This window comes from Streptomyces sp. NPDC088246 (assembly GCF_044741025.1).
Classification (GTDB): Bacteria; Actinomycetota; Actinomycetes; order Streptomycetales; family Streptomycetaceae; genus Streptomyces.
The window spans coordinates 17,630-32,526 of sequence record NZ_JBIURV010000066.1 but is presented as its reverse complement, the minus strand read 5'-3'; the positions used below and the strand labels follow the sequence as shown (position 1 = coordinate 32,526).

Here is a 14,897-nt window from a genome sequence, read left to right as displayed (position 1 = left end):
CCAGGTGTCGCGCTACGAGATCATGGAAACAAGTCCGTCTCGCCGCAGCGCAGATCGGACAGATAGGGGGTTCCCCTATCGAACGCCCTCTCAGGGCAGTCAGTAGATCCGCCACCGCCTCCTTGCCCTCGGCAAGCGGATCGGTCCTCTCTCGCCACCGCATGCTGTCACTGACATTGCGTCAAGCACGGTGAGAGACCGGGCGGTGACGCATGACAGTGCCGGCTCGGATGAGCCGCACGACGGCCCCCCTGGCAGAGACAATGAGATACGTGCCCAAGCAGCCGAATAGCAGCCCGCGTCCACTTAGCCGCGAGACACCCGAGGAGCGGGCCGACCGAAACCTGGTGGAACTTCTGCAGGAGTTGCGGGTCGTTCAAACCGGTGTGCAGATCGTCTTCGCCTTTCTTCTCGGTGTGGCTTTCACCAGCAGGTTTCCACAGCTTGACGCCTTCGAGCGCAATACTTACGTCGTCACATTGCTGCTCACCGTGGTCTCCTCCGCGGTTCTCGCGACCCCGGTCGCACTGCATCGCGGCCTGTTCCACAAAGGTGCCAAGATCCGCATCGTCGCTCTTTCGGCCCGGCTCGCCGAAGTCGGACTGGTGTTTCTCGCCCTCGCGCTCAACGGCGCTGTCTTGCTGCTCATGAATGTCGTTCTCGGCCGCGCCGCAGCGTTCACTATCGCCGCCGCCACGTCCGCCATGTTCGCCGGCCTTTGGTTCGTCCTGCCCCGGGCGCTGCGCCGCCCATAACGGTCCCCGGACTTCCCCCGCGGGGCAATCCATACCAAACCTGTTCTCATATAACTGCCGCCGCCCGACGGGTCGTTGTCGGCGACGACGTCGCAGTGAACGCGACCATGTCCACCGGGGAATCGACCAGCAGCCGACCCGTACGCCGGTCTCCCGGAAGCGACTGGAGCACGCCCTCGCCCAGGGTCCGCGCGGCGTGCTCCGCCAGCAGTTCCAGCGTGTCCGGAGTGGTCTCCGCCGGCTTCACCGCCACCGCGTTGCCCGCGGCGAGTGCCGGGGTGCAGTGCCAGACCGCCATCATCAGCGGGTAGTCCCAGGGGACGATCACCCCGACCACGCCCATCGGCTCCCAGCGCACCCGCGGCCGTGGCCCCGAGCCGGTCGTACTCGCTCGCCAGGAAACGGACGCCCAGCAGCGTCTCCATGTGCGCCTCGACGAGGCCCTGCACATCCGCCTCAACCTCTGCAAGATGCGGCATGACCTCGGTCACGCCGCTGTTCGTCGTGTTCGTACGGAACAACTTCAGGCCCGACACCTTCCCAACCTCGGCTCGAAGATCGATAACGCCGAGGCAGGGAAGGATTGTTTCCGCGAGACGCTCCGAGGCTCGATGGCCGCGGCCTGGAACGCGGCTGCAGCGGCCGGTCGTCTCAATCCCGATGCCCGTCGGCCGGTGCCTTCAGCAGCCGGTCCAGCTCGTTCCCGGCCTCGTCATACCCGGCGTCGGAGATTCGTTGCAGCTCGCGCAGGTCGCCGGTCGCAGCCGCGCGTCGAGTGAGCAGTAAAACGGCGTGCATGGATCCCTCATCCAAAAGCTCGCTCAGCTCTTCGAGGTCGCCGGCTGCGTCGGCAAGGTCGGCCAGCCGGTCCGAAGCAGTCTCGTTGCCCTCATCGGCCAGCTCGCGCAGGGTCTCCCGACGGGATTCGTGTGCGTCATGACGCCATGCTGCAACCCTGCCCCAGGGGAAAGGTCAAGTGGGACGATGACCGGGTGATCACCATCGGGCAGCTGGCCAGGTACGTCGGAGTGTCGATCAAGACCATCCGCGTCTATCACGACAAAGGGCTGCTCCCCGAGCCTGACCGCGGCGCGTCCCGCTACCGGCGGTGCGGTGCGAACGATGCCATCGGCCTGATCAAGATCCGGACGCTCGCCGAAGCAGGCGTCCCCCTGGCCCGTATCCGGGACCTGAGATCAGCGACCGACGAGGAGTTCCAGCAGGCGCTGCGTGAGATCGATGACGAGCTCACTGCCCGCATCCGTGGCCTGCGGGCAACGCAGGGATGCCTGTGCCAGCTCGCCGCCGGGCATCTGGCACCACTGCCCACCGAGGTCGGTGTGTATCTGGAAGACCTGGCCCGCTGGGGATTCACGTCTCGTTGGGTGGACCTGCAACGCGACCTGTGGATTCTTGTGTTCGCCACCCACCCGGACCGAGCGATCACCCTGTTCCACGACCAGGCCGAGACATTGGCCGACCCGGCGCTACGGCAGCTCTTCCTCGACTACAACCACGCGCACGACCTCGACGCCGACGATCCCCGCATCGACGACCTCGCCCGCCGGGTCGCCGAGGCGACCCGGGAACGCTACGGACTCGACGAACCACCCGAGTTGGATGCAGCCTCCGAGATCCCCGCCCTTATCCAGGGCACGGTCAATGCCTCTTCCCCGGCATGGCAGCGACTCGACACGCTCATTCGCGCTCAACTGGACGCGTGACTCGACGTGTACGGACGCACGGTCTCGGCTCTGCTTGAGGAAGCTGTTCCACGTTCGGCTGATTCCGTCGTTCAGGATCTTGAAGATCTGGCGGCAGATGTTGCGCTCGGGGCATCGCTGCGCGTCGCGGGGGCTCTTGCCCTCGCTCACGGGTCTACGAGGTCGCACAGCGCGATGCCTCCGCCCATGAGGGGCCGGGAGGTAGTGGCAGCCGAACTGCGTGGACGACTGCCCGGCCCGTTTCACGCCCTGTCCGACTTCGTGGAGGCCACCGCACGGACGGCGATGGCCGCGATGTCGTCGTCGAGATGGTCGTGGCTGTAGTGGACCAGGTCGCTGTGCAACTGCTTGAGCAGCCGGGACGGGGAGCCCGTGTCCCACTGTCCCGCGTGCTGCACCAGCGGGAAGAATGCGCCTGTGCGGTCGCGGGTCTCGGTGACGCCGTCGGTGTAGAGCAGCAGCTGATCCCCGGCTGCGAAGGAGACGGTGCCGATGCGGTAGTCCTCCCCGAGCAACGCGCCCATGTTGATGGGCGGTGAGGAAGTCGTGGGGGTGACCTCGCGGACCGCTCCCGCGTGGAACAGCAACGGAGGGGGGTGTCCGCAGTTGACGATTCCGACGGCCGATCCGTCGTCGGGAATCTCGGCGAGCACGGCCGTGGCGAAGGACTCCGTGTGGTCGCCGGGCAGCAACGCGGTGTAGCGACCCATGCTGACGTCCAGCCGGCGTGCCAGCCGCGCCAGGTCCGGCTCGTCGTACGCGAATTCCCGGAAGGAGCTGACGATCGCCGAGGCCATGCCGACCGCGGAGAGGCCCTTGCCGCGCACGTCTCCGATGACCAGGCGGACGCCGCGGGCTGTCTCCACTGCTTCGTAGAAGTCGCCGCCGACGCGGGCCTGGGCCGCGGCGGCCAGGTACAGGGCCTCGATGTCCAACCGGCCGAGGCGGTGCGGCAGGGGGCGCAGCAGGACTTTCTGGGTCGTCTCGGCTACGGAGCGGACGTCGGCGAGGGCTTGCTCCCGCTGCTGGCGCACATGGCTGGCGCAGGCGGCCGCGGCAGTGGCGCCCACGATGACCACGAGGGTGAACAGATATGTGTGCGCGTTCTCGCCCACATGGCCGAAGGCCATAGCGGCCGCTACGTCGATGGCCGCGGCGAGCCCGCCGATGGCCACCGTTCCGGCCACTGGCCACAGCGCGGCGGCGAAGGCGGGGGCGAGTGAGAGGAAGCGGCTGAAGTAGAGATGACTCGGAGTTACGAAGGTCAGCACGGTGATGATGGCGATCAGCGCCAGAGGCGCCAGGAGTATCAGCTCCTCCTGGAGACTGTCCGCACGACGCCGGAATCGACCGGAACTGTTCATATAGGCAGCTTATATGGGCATTTGGGGCTAATCGATCAGGCACCGGCCGCCAGGTCCATCCGCGCCGACGTGATCACCCGGCCCGTCTTGGACCGCAGCACAACCGACGACTCGGTGCGCTCCATCGTTGCCCGGTGCCCGTCGATCGCATCGGTGATGATGTCGGTCCAGGGCCATCGGGCGGGCAGGCAGAGCCAGCGGCGGCGGCCGGTGTTCACGAGTTGCGCGGCGGCGGAGAACGGCCGGAGTCGGAGCTTCTTGGGTTCCCAGCGGTGCGTGTCGCCGGTCAGGGAGAGCATTGGCATCCAGGCAAGCAGGTTGAGCGCGAGGGAGACGATCTCCAGCCAGAACTGGTTTTGCGCGCTGTCGGGAGCGGTGGATGTTCATGGGCGCTGTCACGTTGGCGGGTGGCGTGGGAGGATCCTCGAAGTTGATCATGCTGGAGGGGGATCGTCCGGGGTGAGCGCGTCGCCGTCGTATAAGGGTCACCGGTACCCGGTCGAGGTGATCTCGCACTGCGTGTGGCTGTACTTCCGCTTCCCGCTCAGCTTCCGCGAGGTGGAGTAGCTCATGCTCGAGCGCGGCGTGATCGTCTCCTACGAGACCGTGCGCCGCTGGTGTCTGAAGTTCGGGCAGGCGTACGCCAACGCGTTGCGCCGGCCCCGGCCCCGGCCCAGGGACAAGTGGCACTTGGATGAGGTCTTCATCAAGATCAATGGGGAGCAGAAGTACCTGTGGCGGGCTGTCGACCAGGACGGCGACGTCCTCGACATCCTCGTGCAGAACCGGCGTGACAAGGCCGCGGCCAGGCGCTTCTTCCGCCGTCTGCTGAAGAAGACGGGCGTGGTTCCGCGGGTGGCCGTCACCGACAAGCTGCGTTCCTACGGCGCCGCCCACCGATGCCCTCCGTCGAGCACCGCTCCCACAAGGGCCTGAACAACCGGGCCGAGAACAGCCACCAGCCCACCCGGCAACGCGAACGGGCCATGAAGGGCTTCCGCAGTGTGGCAGGGGCCCAGCGGTTCCTGTCCGCGTTCAGCGGCATCTCACCCCACTTCCGGCCCCGACGCCACCTGCTCACCGCCACCCAGCACCGCGCCGAAATGACCGTCCGCTTCACCATCTGGGAGCAGATCACCGGCGTCACCGGCCGGCCCACCGCGGCCTGAGCACAGGCCGGCACCCGGCCCCACGACACCTCGACGCACCGTCAGACACCCACACACCCAACAACGTGACAACGCCCGAGGGACATCCAGGCAATTATCGCCTCAGGCATGCAGGTTCGTTGCTGAATCACGAGCGTTCGGGGTCCACCGCGGCATTCTTCGCGGCCCGAGTGTGGCCGCCGATCACCGCGCGTCCAAGTCGTTCGCCGTGACTTCGCTCGGCGCTCCACCTATGTCCTATAGCAATGGGGACGCACGGACGCTGTGCACGATCGGCCGCTGCGTCTTTGTCGCCTTCGTCGACCTCTCCGGCGCGCACCTCCAGGCTGACCCCGGCGACCGCGTGACCCCGGCGACCGCGCGGGTCGGCGGCGCGCCGGGGCGGCAGTACTGGACGACGAGGCCGTCGACGCCCGCCACCCGCTGGCCCGGTTCCTGCTCCGGCGGGGCCTCGACCCCAGCCGTTCAGGGGCTGCACCGCGGGCTCGGTCCGTACCGCGCAGCGCGGCAGGGTCGCGCAACGCCCGGGGCGCTGCGGAGCGAAGGACGTCGTGCGCCGTGATGGGCCCGGCGGTCGAGACCGCGGTACTCGGTGGGTCAGTCTTCCGGGTCGGTGCCGCGTTGGAGGTCGGCGCGGCCGTCGGCGGCGCGGATGAATCGGGTCATGCCGAACTGGTTCGCGCCGGGAGCGGCGGGGGCCGTTCCGGGAGGGGAGTCGAGGGGCCGGGGAGGCTGTGGCAGGACGTAGGGGCGGCGGAGCACCTCGTCGAGGATGATGACGGTCTCTGTGGCGCGGACGGCCGGGATGTTGGCCAGTTGGTCGGTGACCAGGCGGTGTACGGCGCCGACGTCGGGGACCCGGATCTGGATCATGGCGTCGTGCTGGCCGGTGGTGATCGCGCAGTACTCGACCTCGGGCATCTGGGCAAGGGTGGCGCGGAACTGCTTCCACAGCTCCTGGCGGACGGTAACGAAGACCAGGGCGCAGATGTCGAGGCCTACGCGGGTGGGGTCGACCCGCGCGCTGAAGCCGCTGATCACTCCGTCTGCGCGGAGTGCCTCGAAGCGCGTGTAGGCGTTCGCGCGGGAGACGCCGATGCGCTCGGCGAGAGAGGCGACGGAGATACGGCCCTGTGTACGGAGGACGTCAAGGATCTTGAAATGCACTGAATCCAGGGCAAGGCCGATGCCGATCCGTCCAGAGCGGCGATCAGCGGACGAACCTTTACTTGACAGATCTTCCACAGCTGCGCCCTTCTGGTGATTTTCGTCTCGCGGTTGTCCCGATGGCCGGATGTGTTGGTTAGCTTCAGCCCACCCTAACGGTGAAACGTCCAGGTCCTTCCCCCGGCGGCCGTCCATGCCCGTCCGGCCTCTGCTGCTCCCCGCTCCCCGTTCTCGGAGGCACCATGTCCAGATCCCGCACCGGGTCGTACCCGGCAGCACTTCCGCTCGTCGCTGTCGCGGCGCTCTCTCTCAGCGCCTGCTCGGGCGGGGGCACGGCCGGCTCGTCGGGCGGCGGCAAGACGCTGGTGGTCGACACGTCGTTCAACCTGAAGACCGCCGACCCGGGCCGGGAGTTCGAGCCGACCGGGCAGATCGTGGACAAGGCCCTGTACGAGACGCTGCTGACCTTCAAGGGAAGCGACGTCACGAAGCCGGTGGCGGGACTGGCGTCGGCGTACGAGCAGTCCACGGACGGCAAGACACTCACCCTGCACCTGCGCAAGGGCGCGAAGTTCTCCGACGGCAGCGCGGTCACGGCGGACGACGCCGTGTACTCGCTGAACCGGGTGATCGAACTCAAGGGCAACCCGTCGTTCCTGCTCGACGGGGTGTCCGTGAGCAAGACGGACGATTCGACCGTGACGCTGACCTCGAAGAAGGCGAACCCGGCGCTGCCGTTCATCCTGCCCAACCCGGCGCTGGGCATCCTGAACGCCAAGACGGTCAAGGCGCACGGCGGCTCGGAGAAGTACCTCAACACGACCTCCGCCGGCTCCGGCCCGTACACACTGACCTCCTTCAACACCAACACGCAGGTCGTGCTGACGAGGAACCCGAAGTACACCGGGCCGCAGAAGCCGGCCTACGACAAGATCGTGATCCGAAACGTCCAGGCGCCGACACAGAAGCTCAACGTGCAGCGCGGCGACAGCCAGATAGCCCTGGACCTGACCTCGGACCAGGTGACAGGGCTGACCGGCGGCCTGAAGGTGAGCAGCGGGGCGTCATCGGACGTGATCTTCCTGCTGCTGAACCGGAACAGCAAGGTCAGCAGCACCACCGCCAACGCCAAGTTCGCCGAGGCGGTGCGCAAGGGCATCGACTACGACAGCCTGCTGAGCCTGGCCGGGACCGGGTCGGTCCAGCCGGCCGGGATCATCCCGTCGACGTTCCTCGGCGCGCTGCCGTCCTCCGAGGCGACCAAGAGGGACCTGGCGGGGGCCAAGGCGGCCCTGAAGACCAGCGGGATCGACAAGCCGTCGGTGACGCTCGGCTACCCCAGCGATCTGACCGTCGACGGACTGTCGCTTCAGACCCTGGCGGAGCGGGTGCAGTCGCAGCTGAAGGAGGTCGGCATCACGGTGACGCTCGCCCCGGCGCCGACCACGACCGAGCTGGACAACTACCGCAACGGCAAGGAGCAGGCCGGCCTGTGGTACTGGGGCCCGGACTACCCAGACCCCAGCGACTACCTGGCGTTCCTGCCCGGCAACCTGGTCGGCCTGCGGGCCGGATGGAAGGCCGGCGCCGACGACACGCTCTCTGCGCTGGGCGACAAAGCGGCGAGCACCATTGGCGACGACGCCCGCAAGGCGCTCTACGAGCAGATCCAGACCCGGATGAACGACAGCGGCCCGTTCATCCCGCTGATGCAGCCCAGCCGCAACACGGTGGCCGCGGCCTCGGTGACCGGTGCCGCGTACAACCCCGTGTGGACGATCGATGTCGCCGCGCTGGGTGCCAAGTAAGGGCCCGGGCAGGGACAAGGGCCACAGCGGTGGCGGGCGGCTCCTCGCCCGCCACCCGCTGGCCCGGTTCCTGCTCCGGCGGACCGCGACGGCCGTGCTGCTCGCCTTCGGGGTGACGCTGGTGACGTTCGTCCTCACCAACCTCGTCCCCGGCGACCCCGCGGCGGCGGCCCTCGGTCAGCGGGCGGTCGGCGACCCGGCGATCGTCGCCCAGTTCCAGCACCACTACGGCCTCGACAAGCCGCTGCCGGTCCAGTACGTCACCTATCTCGGCAACCTGTTCCAGGGTGATCTCGGCGAGTCCCAGCAGAGCCACCAGCCGGTGCTGACGGACCTGTCGACCGCGGTACCCGCGACGCTGGAACTGGCCGGGGCAGCGATCGTATTCTCGCTCGTCGTCGGCGTGGCCTTCGGAGTGATCGCGGCGCTGCGCCGGGACCGGTTCACCGACCAGCTGCTGCGGGTGGTGAGCCTGCTGGGGGTGTCGGTACCCACCTTCTGGCTGGCGCTGCTCGCCTTCTACATCTTCTTCTACCGGCTGGGCATCGCACCGGGCAGCGGCCGGCTCGCCCCGGACCTGACCGCTCCGCCGCACGTCACAGGCCTGTACACCGTCGACGCCGCCCTCGCCGGGCAGTGGCCGGTCTTCTGGAGCGCCGTCGGCCACCTGGCGCTCCCGGCACTAGTGCTGACCGCGTACACCGTCGGCCTGCTGACCCGGTTCACGCGCTCGGCCGTCCTGGAGGTGCTGGGGCAGGACTACGTCAGGGCCGCGCGTGCCAAGGGCCTGCCCGGCCGGACCGTGCTCCTGCAGTACATCCTCCGGGCGGCCCTCGTGCCCGTCATCACGGTCGCCGGGCTGGCCTTCGGGGCGCTGCTGTCGGGCACCGTCCTGGTCGAGTCGATCTTCGCCTGGCCGGGCCTGGGCGCCTACGCGTACCGCAGCGCGACCACGCTCGACCTGCCAGCCGTGATGGGGGTCGGGCTGGTCGTCGGCATCGTGTATCTGACCGTCAACCTCGCCGTGGACGTGCTGTACGGCGTGATCGACCCGAGGGTGAGGGTGCAGTGAACGGGTGGAAGGGCTTCGGTCTTCTCAAACGGCTGCCGCGCGCCTGGCGCAGGCCGCTGGCCGTCACCGGCGGCGTGGTCAGTGCCGGGTGGCTGGTGATCGTGCTGGCCGCGCCGCTGCTCGCCCCGCACGACCCGCTGGCGCAGGACATGCCCCGGCTGGCCGGGCCGGGCGCCGGGCACTGGTTCGGCACCGACGAGCTGGGCCGGGACGTACTGAGTAGGGTGCTCTACGGCGCAAGGGTCTCCATTCCGCTCGCTCTGCTGCTGGTCACGTTGTCGTTGCTGATCGGCGGGATCCTCGGGGCCTGTGCGGGGTTCTTCGGGCGGTGGGTGGACGAGACCGTGATGCGGATAGCGGACCTGGTGTTCGCCTTCCCGACCGTCATCCTGGCGATGGTCGTGGCCGCCGCACTGGGCGCGAGTCTGCAGAACGCGGTGTTCGCGGTGCTGGTCGTCGCCTGGCCCTCGTATGCCCGCGTCACCCGGGGACTGGTGATGGGGCTTCGGTCACGCGAGTTCGTCCTCAGCGGGCGGCTGCTGGGCTTCTCCGCCTGGCGGTCGCTGCGGGTGGACGTACTGCCCAACGTGCTGGGGCCGCTGCTGGTGCTGGCCACCCTCGACATCGGCACGGCGACGCTGCTGCTGTCGGGACTGTCCTTCCTCGGCCTGGGCGCCAAGCCGCCGACCGCCGAGTGGGGGGCGATGGTCGCCGACGGTACGCAGCAGTTCGACAAGTGGTGGATGGGGGTCTTCCCGGGCCTGGCGATCCTCACCGTCGTCCTGGCCTTCAACTTCCTCGGCGACGCGCTGCGGGACGCCCTCGACCCCGGCACCGCCCGGACCATCGGCGCGGAGAAGGAGCGTGTGGCGTGACCGGCACCACCAACGCGCTGGAGATCACCGGCCTGACCGTCGACCTGCCCACCGAGGCCGGTACGAACCGCGTCCTGCACGGCGTCGACCTCACCCTCCAGCCCGGCCGCATCCACGGCCTGGCGGGTGAGAGCGGGTCGGGCAAGACCATGACCGGCCTCGCCGTCCTCGGTCTCCTGCCGCCCGGCGCCCGCACCGCTGGGCGGATCGGGCTGCACGACACGGACCTGCTGGCCCTGCCACCGCGGAAGCTGGGCGAGCTGCGCGGCCGGGCGGTGAGCATGGTCTTCCAGGACCCCTCCACCAGCCTGCACCCCATGCTCAGCATCGGGCACCAGCTCACCGACCACCTCCGCCACCACCTGAAACTCGACCGCAAGGCCGCGAAGAACAGGGCCGCCGACCTTCTCGGCCAGGTCCGTATCCCGAGCCCCCGCGAGGCGCTGGAGCGTTACCCGCACCAGTTCTCCGGCGGCATGCGCCAGCGCATCGCCATCGCCATCGCGCTGGCCTGCGAACCGCAGGTGCTGATCGCGGACGAGCCCACCACCGCCCTGGACGTCACCGTCCAGGCGGGCGTACTGCGCCTGCTGCGCGGCCTGTGCGACGACCTCGGCCTGGCCGTCCTGCTGGTCACCCACGACCTGGGCGTGATGTCCGCCATCGCCGACGAGGTCAGCGTCATGCGCCACGGCCTCGTCGTCGAGACCGGCCCCCGCGGCCAGGTACTGACCGCTCCGCAGCACGAGTACACCCGTACGCTCCTGGACGCGCTCCCCGGAGCGGCAGCGGCTCGCGCGCGGACAACGACCGACCCCGCCCCAGATCTCCGGAGTGCCCCATGACCCCGCCGTCGCCGCTGCTGTCCGTCGACGACCTCGTCGTCCAGTACCGCCGCCCCGGCGCGCCGCCGACCCGCGCGGTCGCCGGGGTCAGCCTGGAGGTGCGCGCCGGAGAGGTCGTCGGTCTGGTCGGCGAGTCAGGCTGCGGCAAGTCGACCCTGGCCCGCGCGGTCTGCGGCCTCACGGCACCCAAGGACGGCAGGATCACCTTCGACGGCACGCCGGTACGGCCGCTGAAGGTACGTCGCCGGGACCCCGCGCTGACCGCGATCCAGATGGTGTTCCAGGACCCCTACGGATCACTCAACCCCCGCCGCCGGGTGGGCACGCAGATCGCCGACGGCATCCGCGCGGGGGCGGCTCGCGGCGACAAGGGGGAGGCGGCCACGCCGGAGGAGTATCTGACCCGCGTCGGGCTGCCGGAGAGCGCCGCGCAGCGCTACCCGCAGGAGTTCTCCGGCGGTCAGCGCCAGCGCATCGCCATTGCCCGCGCGCTGGCCGCCCGGCCCCGGCTGCTGGTCGGCGACGAGCCCATCTCCGCCCTCGACGCCTCCGCCCAGCTCCAAGTCGCCACGCTGATGCGGTCGCTGGCTGTCGAGTCGGGCGCCGGGCTGCTGTTCATCAGCCACGACCTGTCCGTCGTACGGCTGATCGCCGACCGCATCGCCGTGATGTACCTCGGCCGGATCGTCGAGACCGGCCCCACCGCCCAGGTCTGGGACAGCCCCCGCCACCCCTACACCCAAGCCCTGCTCGCCGCCATCCCTCAGCCTGACGGCGCCGGACTGCTGCCCGCCGAACTCCCCGGCGACGTACCCGACCCGTCCGCCCCGCCGAGCGGCTGCCGCTTCCACCCCCGCTGCCCCCGCGCCTTCGACGGCTGCGACCACGAGGAGCCGCAGCTGATCGCCGGCGGCGTCGCCTGCCGCCTCTACGCGGCATGACCTGAACCCAAAACGGTCCACCCAATTGCGGCCTCGGATGTTCAGCACGCGCCGGTGCCGGGGCGGCGCACGCGACCGGTCCTGCCCAAGCCCCGTCCGAGCGAGATCCGGGGCTGCCACGAACCGGCCGCGACGGACGGCAACCATGCCGCGGCAGTGCCGCCCCACTTCCGTCTGCCCTTCCGGACTTGACGACACCTCACGGAGACCTCATGCACGAGCAGACCCACGTCACAGAGACCGGCCAGGACCTGTATCCGGCCGACCGTCTCCACATCGCCCGAGCGGCCGCGGCCCGTGCCGGGCTGGACGCCCTGCTGATCTCCCCCGGCGCCGACCTGCGCTACCTGACCGGCTACGACGCCAAACCGCTGGAGCGGCTGACCTGCCTGGTCCTCCCCCTCGACGGCGACCCGTTCCTCCTGGTTCCGGCGCTGGAGGTGCCCGCTGCCCAGGCCTCCCCGGCCGGCGGCCTGGGCATCGAGATCACAGGCTGGAACGAGACAGACGACCCCTACGCAGTCATCGCGGCCCGGCTGCCGTCCTCCGTCGCCCACGTCGGCGTCGACAACCATATGTGGGCGGAGAAGACCACCGCCTTCCATGCCGTCCTGCAAGGCGCCCGGCAGGAACTCGCCGGCAGCGTTCTGAGCGGTCTGCGGATGCGCAAGACCCCGCAGGAGGCGGCGGCCCTGCGCCGGGCGGGGGAAGCCATCGACCGGGTGCACGCCCGCATGGGCGAGTGGCTGCGGGCCGGGCGCACCGAACGGGAGGTCGGCCGGGACATCGCAGCCGCGATCACCGCCGAAGGCCATGTCCGGGTCGACTTCGTGATCGTGGGCTCCGGGCCCAACAGCGCCAGCCCGCACCACGAGCTGTCCGACCGGGTGATCCGACCCGGCGACCCGGTGGTCGTCGACATCGGCGGCACCACGCAGGACGGCTACTGCTCCGACTCCACCCGCGTCTACGCCCTCGGGGAACCACCCGAGGACTTCCGCCGGCTGCACGACGTACTGCTGCGCGCCCAGAGAGCCCAGACCGACGCGGTACGGCCGGGCATCACCGCCGAACAACTGGACGCCATCGGCCGCGACATCATCACCGACGCCGGATACGGAGAGCACTTCATCCACCGCACCGGACACGGCATCGGCCTGGAGAGCCACGAAGAGCCCTACATCGTGTCCGGCAACCAGCTGCCACTGGAGCCCGGCATGGCGTTCTCCGTCGAGCCCGGCATATACCTCCCCGACCGCTACGGAGCCCGCATCGAGGACATCGTGATCTGCACCCAAGACGGCGGGGACCGCCTCAACCGCACCGGCCGCGACCTGGTCGTACTCCCCTGACACCCAACACGGCCGCACAGCACGGAAAGGCACCAGCGATGACCAGCGACAACACCGGTCGCCTCACCTTCCCATCGCACGTCCGGCTCACCGGCGAGGGCCTGATCCTGCGAGAGTGGACCGACGACGATCTGCCCGCCATGGCCGGGCTGTTCGACGATCCCCACATCGCGTACTGGACCCCGCTCGCCTCGCCCTTCGATGCCGCGGCCGCCCGCGCCTATCTGGCCAGGGCCCGGCAGGAACGCGCCGACGGCCTGCGCCTGCGCCTGGCCATCACCACCGACGGCAACCTGCCGCAGGGCGAGATCCTCCTCATCCGCACGAGCACCGACGACCCCGCCGTAAGCCTCGGTTACACCGTGGGAGCCGCCCACCGCGGTCGACGCCTGGCGGCTCGGGCCCTGAAGGTCATGACGGACTACGCCCACCACACCATCGGCCTGCCCCGGGTGACGCTGGGCATCGGAGCCGAGAACGGAGCCAGCGTCGCGGTCGCCCACGCCGCGAACTTCCACCTCACCGACGAGCCGCTGATCCCGGTCATCAACAAGGGACGCCCGCTGGTCCTGCAGACCTGGGCCCACGACCGCACCTGACCCATCGGTCCTGCACCCCCGCTCCCGACTCCACACCGAAGGACACCGCTATGCCCGCATCACCGCCCCGCACTCTCCCGCCGGTACCCGCGGGCGCGCGTCCAAGCGGCAGTCCTGCCGATCTCGCGGCTGTCTGGGCGGTGATCACTGGCATGTACCAGGCCTACACCGCAGGCGATCGCGAGCGCATCGACTCCTTCCTGGACCCCGAGGCCACCATCTGGGACTCCGCCACCCCCGAACTCGTATGCGGCAAGGGCGAGCTGGACCGTGTACGCGACGCCCGTCCCACGGCCGCCGTGAGCCCCGCCGAGGCCGGGCTGACGGCGTACGGCCAGGTCATCGACGTCTTCGCCGACCTGGCCGTCGTCCGTTACTGGCTGCGTGTCGATTTCCACGCCGCCCCGCCGGAACTGGCGCGCAACACCGCCGTCCTGCGACGTGGCGGCAGCGACGCCGCCTGGCTGATCGTCCATCTGCACGAAGATGTACAGGGTGCTGCGGACACGTAGGCGCGGCGGACCGCGGCGCGGTGGACCGCCAGCACGCGGCGGAGGAACGTTCAGGGAGGTCTGGGTGTCGAGGTCCGCTGGGCCAGGGCGCCCGTGAGTGGCGCGAGGGTCAGTAGCTGCCGGCGAGTTCGCTGCTGAGCTTTCTCCTTGCGCTTCGCCCGCGAACTCAGCGACAGGCGCACGGTCGTGGGCCGCGAGACGGTGCTGATTACCCGAGCCGGCGCCGGCCACCGAACCGCCTTCCCGGGCGAGGTGGCACCACCGCAGTCGACCCGGTTCGTTTACGGTGGCGACGCGGACGTCGATGCACAGCTGGGTATGACCGCCTGGCCGCACGTGCTGGCAGCCGTCCGCGGCGACTGAGCGCACTACATCGGCCATGGTGGCCTCGGCAACTTGCTGCCTGGCAGAGCGGACCTACGGCGCGATGGGATCGGTGGGGAATCTCTCGGGGTGGGCTGAGGCGAGGTAGTCCATGGCCGTGTCCTCAGTGATCCCGAAGACTGTCATCAGGTGCACCGGATCGGCGGTCGCCCGGGCCTCGTCCAAGATCCTGTCGATGCGCACCTGCTCCGCGTTGATCCCGAGGTGCCGAAAGAAGTACTGGAATGCCTTGTGGCTCATTTGAGGACCCGCAGGATCACGAGGCGACCCCCGGAGTGTGGACACGGGAGTCACCTCACTCCGGACGTAACCCGGTTGTAAGGACGAACC

Annotated in this window: 16 protein-coding genes and 3 pseudogenes; 12 read left to right on the top strand and 7 right to left on the bottom strand. The window is 69.4% G+C overall.

Going from position 1 to position 14,897, the window contains the following annotated elements; genetic code table 11:
* The first annotated feature begins 263 nt into the window (after nt 1-263).
* The gene (locus ACIPEK_RS41250; protein ID WP_383081049.1) at nt 264-755 is read left to right on the top strand and encodes a DUF6328 family protein; all 492 of its coding nucleotides are present in this window, start codon (nt 264-266) and stop codon (nt 753-755) included.
* A 46-nt stretch (nt 756-801) separates the two neighbouring features.
* On the opposite strand, the gene ACIPEK_RS41245 is transcribed toward ACIPEK_RS41250, so the two are convergent.
* The 3 genes and pseudogenes from ACIPEK_RS41245 to ACIPEK_RS41235 all read right to left on the bottom strand — a co-directional run bounded on the left by ACIPEK_RS41245 (nt 802) and on the right by ACIPEK_RS41235 (nt 1,553).
* Nucleotides 802-1,098 carry an aldehyde dehydrogenase family protein gene (locus ACIPEK_RS41245; protein WP_402007350.1) on the bottom strand — a complete coding sequence of 99 codons (297 nt, stop codon included), beginning with the start codon at nt 1,096-1,098 and terminating at the stop codon, nt 802-804.
* Nucleotides 1,088-1,291, bottom strand: a pseudogene (locus ACIPEK_RS41240) (transporter); the annotation flags it as partial. The gene ACIPEK_RS41245 and the pseudogene ACIPEK_RS41240, both read right to left, overlap by 11 nt.
* Before the next feature lie 115 nt (nt 1,292-1,406).
* Nucleotides 1,407-1,553 carry a hypothetical protein gene (locus ACIPEK_RS41235; RefSeq protein ID WP_402007348.1) on the bottom strand — a complete coding sequence of 49 codons (147 nt, stop codon included), beginning with the start codon at nt 1,551-1,553 and terminating at the stop codon, nt 1,407-1,409.
* Nucleotides 1,554-1,699: 146 nt separating this feature from the next.
* Between ACIPEK_RS41235 and ACIPEK_RS41230 the strand changes: the two genes are divergently transcribed.
* Nucleotides 1,700-2,479 (top strand): MerR family transcriptional regulator, encoded by a 780-nt coding sequence (locus tag ACIPEK_RS41230; RefSeq protein ID WP_402007346.1) that lies wholly within the window; start codon nt 1,700-1,702, stop codon nt 2,477-2,479.
* A 242-nt stretch (nt 2,480-2,721) separates the two neighbouring features.
* On the opposite strand, the gene ACIPEK_RS41225 is transcribed toward ACIPEK_RS41230, so the two are convergent.
* Both ACIPEK_RS41225 and ACIPEK_RS41220 read right to left on the bottom strand, forming a co-directional pair.
* On the bottom strand, nt 2,722-3,843 hold the full coding sequence (locus tag ACIPEK_RS41225; protein ID WP_402007345.1) for a PP2C family protein-serine/threonine phosphatase: 1,122 nt from the start codon (nt 3,841-3,843) through the stop codon (nt 2,722-2,724).
* Between the two features lie 140 nt (nt 3,844-3,983).
* A pseudogene (locus tag ACIPEK_RS41220) lies at nt 3,984-4,208 on the bottom strand (transposase); the annotation flags it as partial.
* 94 nt (nt 4,209-4,302) lie between these two features.
* Between ACIPEK_RS41220 and ACIPEK_RS41215 the strand changes: the two are divergent.
* Nucleotides 4,303-5,012 (top strand): annotated as a pseudogene (locus ACIPEK_RS41215) (IS6 family transposase).
* Between the two features lie 597 nt (nt 5,013-5,609).
* On the opposite strand, the gene ACIPEK_RS41210 reads toward ACIPEK_RS41215, so the two are convergent.
* Entirely contained in the window at nt 5,610-6,179 is a 570-nt protein-coding gene (locus ACIPEK_RS41210) for an Lrp/AsnC family transcriptional regulator (RefSeq protein ID WP_402007343.1), read from the bottom strand.
* A 242-nt stretch (nt 6,180-6,421) separates the two neighbouring features.
* Here ACIPEK_RS41210 and ACIPEK_RS41205 point away from each other — a divergent pair, with 242 nt between their 5' ends.
* The 9 genes from ACIPEK_RS41205 to ACIPEK_RS41165 all read left to right on the top strand — a co-directional run bounded on the left by ACIPEK_RS41205 (nt 6,422) and on the right by ACIPEK_RS41165 (nt 14,546).
* Nucleotides 6,422-7,987: an ABC transporter substrate-binding protein gene (locus tag ACIPEK_RS41205; RefSeq protein ID WP_402007341.1), complete on the top strand. Its 1,566-nt coding sequence runs from the start codon at nt 6,422-6,424 to the stop codon at nt 7,985-7,987.
* Nucleotides 7,962-9,059: an ABC transporter permease gene (locus tag ACIPEK_RS41200; protein WP_402007339.1), complete on the top strand. Its 1,098-nt coding sequence runs from the start codon at nt 7,962-7,964 to the stop codon at nt 9,057-9,059. The genes ACIPEK_RS41205 and ACIPEK_RS41200 overlap by 26 nt, the downstream gene beginning before the upstream one ends.
* Nucleotides 9,056-9,934 carry an ABC transporter permease gene (locus tag ACIPEK_RS41195; RefSeq protein WP_402007337.1) on the top strand — a complete coding sequence of 293 codons (879 nt, stop codon included), beginning with the start codon at nt 9,056-9,058 and terminating at the stop codon, nt 9,932-9,934. The genes ACIPEK_RS41200 and ACIPEK_RS41195 overlap by 4 nt, the downstream gene beginning before the upstream one ends.
* On the top strand, nt 9,931-10,779 hold the full coding sequence (locus ACIPEK_RS41190; RefSeq protein WP_402007335.1) for an ABC transporter ATP-binding protein: 849 nt from the start codon (nt 9,931-9,933) through the stop codon (nt 10,777-10,779). The genes ACIPEK_RS41195 and ACIPEK_RS41190 overlap by 4 nt, the downstream gene beginning before the upstream one ends.
* Entirely contained in the window at nt 10,776-11,720 is a 945-nt protein-coding gene (locus ACIPEK_RS41185) for an ABC transporter ATP-binding protein (RefSeq protein WP_402007333.1), read from the top strand. The genes ACIPEK_RS41190 and ACIPEK_RS41185 overlap by 4 nt, the downstream gene beginning before the upstream one ends.
* A gap of 212 nt (nt 11,721-11,932) precedes the next feature.
* Nucleotides 11,933-13,072 carry a M24 family metallopeptidase gene (locus tag ACIPEK_RS41180; RefSeq protein WP_402007331.1) on the top strand — a complete coding sequence of 380 codons (1,140 nt, stop codon included), beginning with the start codon at nt 11,933-11,935 and terminating at the stop codon, nt 13,070-13,072.
* Between the two features lie 38 nt (nt 13,073-13,110).
* Entirely contained in the window at nt 13,111-13,671 is a 561-nt protein-coding gene (locus ACIPEK_RS41175; protein ID WP_402007329.1) for a GNAT family N-acetyltransferase, read from the top strand.
* A 50-nt stretch (nt 13,672-13,721) separates the two neighbouring features.
* Complete coding sequence (locus ACIPEK_RS41170) at nt 13,722-14,183, top strand: nuclear transport factor 2 family protein (protein WP_402007327.1); 462 nt, start codon at nt 13,722-13,724, stop codon at nt 14,181-14,183.
* A 147-nt stretch (nt 14,184-14,330) separates the two neighbouring features.
* Nucleotides 14,331-14,546: a hypothetical protein gene (locus tag ACIPEK_RS41165; RefSeq protein WP_402007325.1), complete on the top strand. Its 216-nt coding sequence runs from the start codon at nt 14,331-14,333 to the stop codon at nt 14,544-14,546.
* A gap of 54 nt (nt 14,547-14,600) precedes the next feature.
* Here the strand turns inward: ACIPEK_RS41165 and ACIPEK_RS41160 are convergent, their stop codons facing one another.
* Nucleotides 14,601-14,807 (bottom strand): hypothetical protein, encoded by a 207-nt coding sequence (locus tag ACIPEK_RS41160; protein ID WP_402007323.1) that lies wholly within the window; start codon nt 14,805-14,807, stop codon nt 14,601-14,603.
* Nucleotides 14,808-14,897 lie beyond the last annotated feature (90 nt).

What these genes read in the sequence shown, in the direction of transcription:
- ACIPEK_RS41180 (WP_402007331.1), top strand. Translation starts at nt 11,933, where the DNA reads ATGCACGAGCAGACCCACGTCACAGAGACCGGCCAGGACCTGTATCCG.
- ACIPEK_RS41245 (WP_402007350.1), bottom strand. Translation starts at nt 1,098, where the DNA reads ATGGGCGTGGTCGGGGTGATCGTCCCCTGGGACTACCCGCTGATGATG.
- ACIPEK_RS41200 (WP_402007339.1), top strand. Translation starts at nt 7,962, where the DNA reads ATGTCGCCGCGCTGGGTGCCAAGTAAGGGCCCGGGCAGGGACAAGGGC.
- ACIPEK_RS41205 (WP_402007341.1), top strand. Translation starts at nt 6,422, where the DNA reads ATGTCCAGATCCCGCACCGGGTCGTACCCGGCAGCACTTCCGCTCGTC.
- ACIPEK_RS41230 (WP_402007346.1), top strand. Translation starts at nt 1,700, where the DNA reads ATGCTGCAACCCTGCCCCAGGGGAAAGGTCAAGTGGGACGATGACCGG.
- ACIPEK_RS41185 (WP_402007333.1), top strand. Translation starts at nt 10,776, where the DNA reads ATGACCCCGCCGTCGCCGCTGCTGTCCGTCGACGACCTCGTCGTCCAG.
- ACIPEK_RS41235 (WP_402007348.1), bottom strand. Translation starts at nt 1,553, where the DNA reads ATGCACGCCGTTTTACTGCTCACTCGACGCGCGGCTGCGACCGGCGAC.
- ACIPEK_RS41175 (WP_402007329.1), top strand. Translation starts at nt 13,111, where the DNA reads ATGACCAGCGACAACACCGGTCGCCTCACCTTCCCATCGCACGTCCGG.
- ACIPEK_RS41250 (WP_383081049.1), top strand. Translation starts at nt 264, where the DNA reads ATGAGATACGTGCCCAAGCAGCCGAATAGCAGCCCGCGTCCACTTAGC.
- ACIPEK_RS41170 (WP_402007327.1), top strand. Translation starts at nt 13,722, where the DNA reads ATGCCCGCATCACCGCCCCGCACTCTCCCGCCGGTACCCGCGGGCGCG.
- ACIPEK_RS41160 (WP_402007323.1), bottom strand. Translation starts at nt 14,807, where the DNA reads ATGAGCCACAAGGCATTCCAGTACTTCTTTCGGCACCTCGGGATCAAC.
- ACIPEK_RS41225 (WP_402007345.1), bottom strand. Translation starts at nt 3,843, where the DNA reads ATGAACAGTTCCGGTCGATTCCGGCGTCGTGCGGACAGTCTCCAGGAG.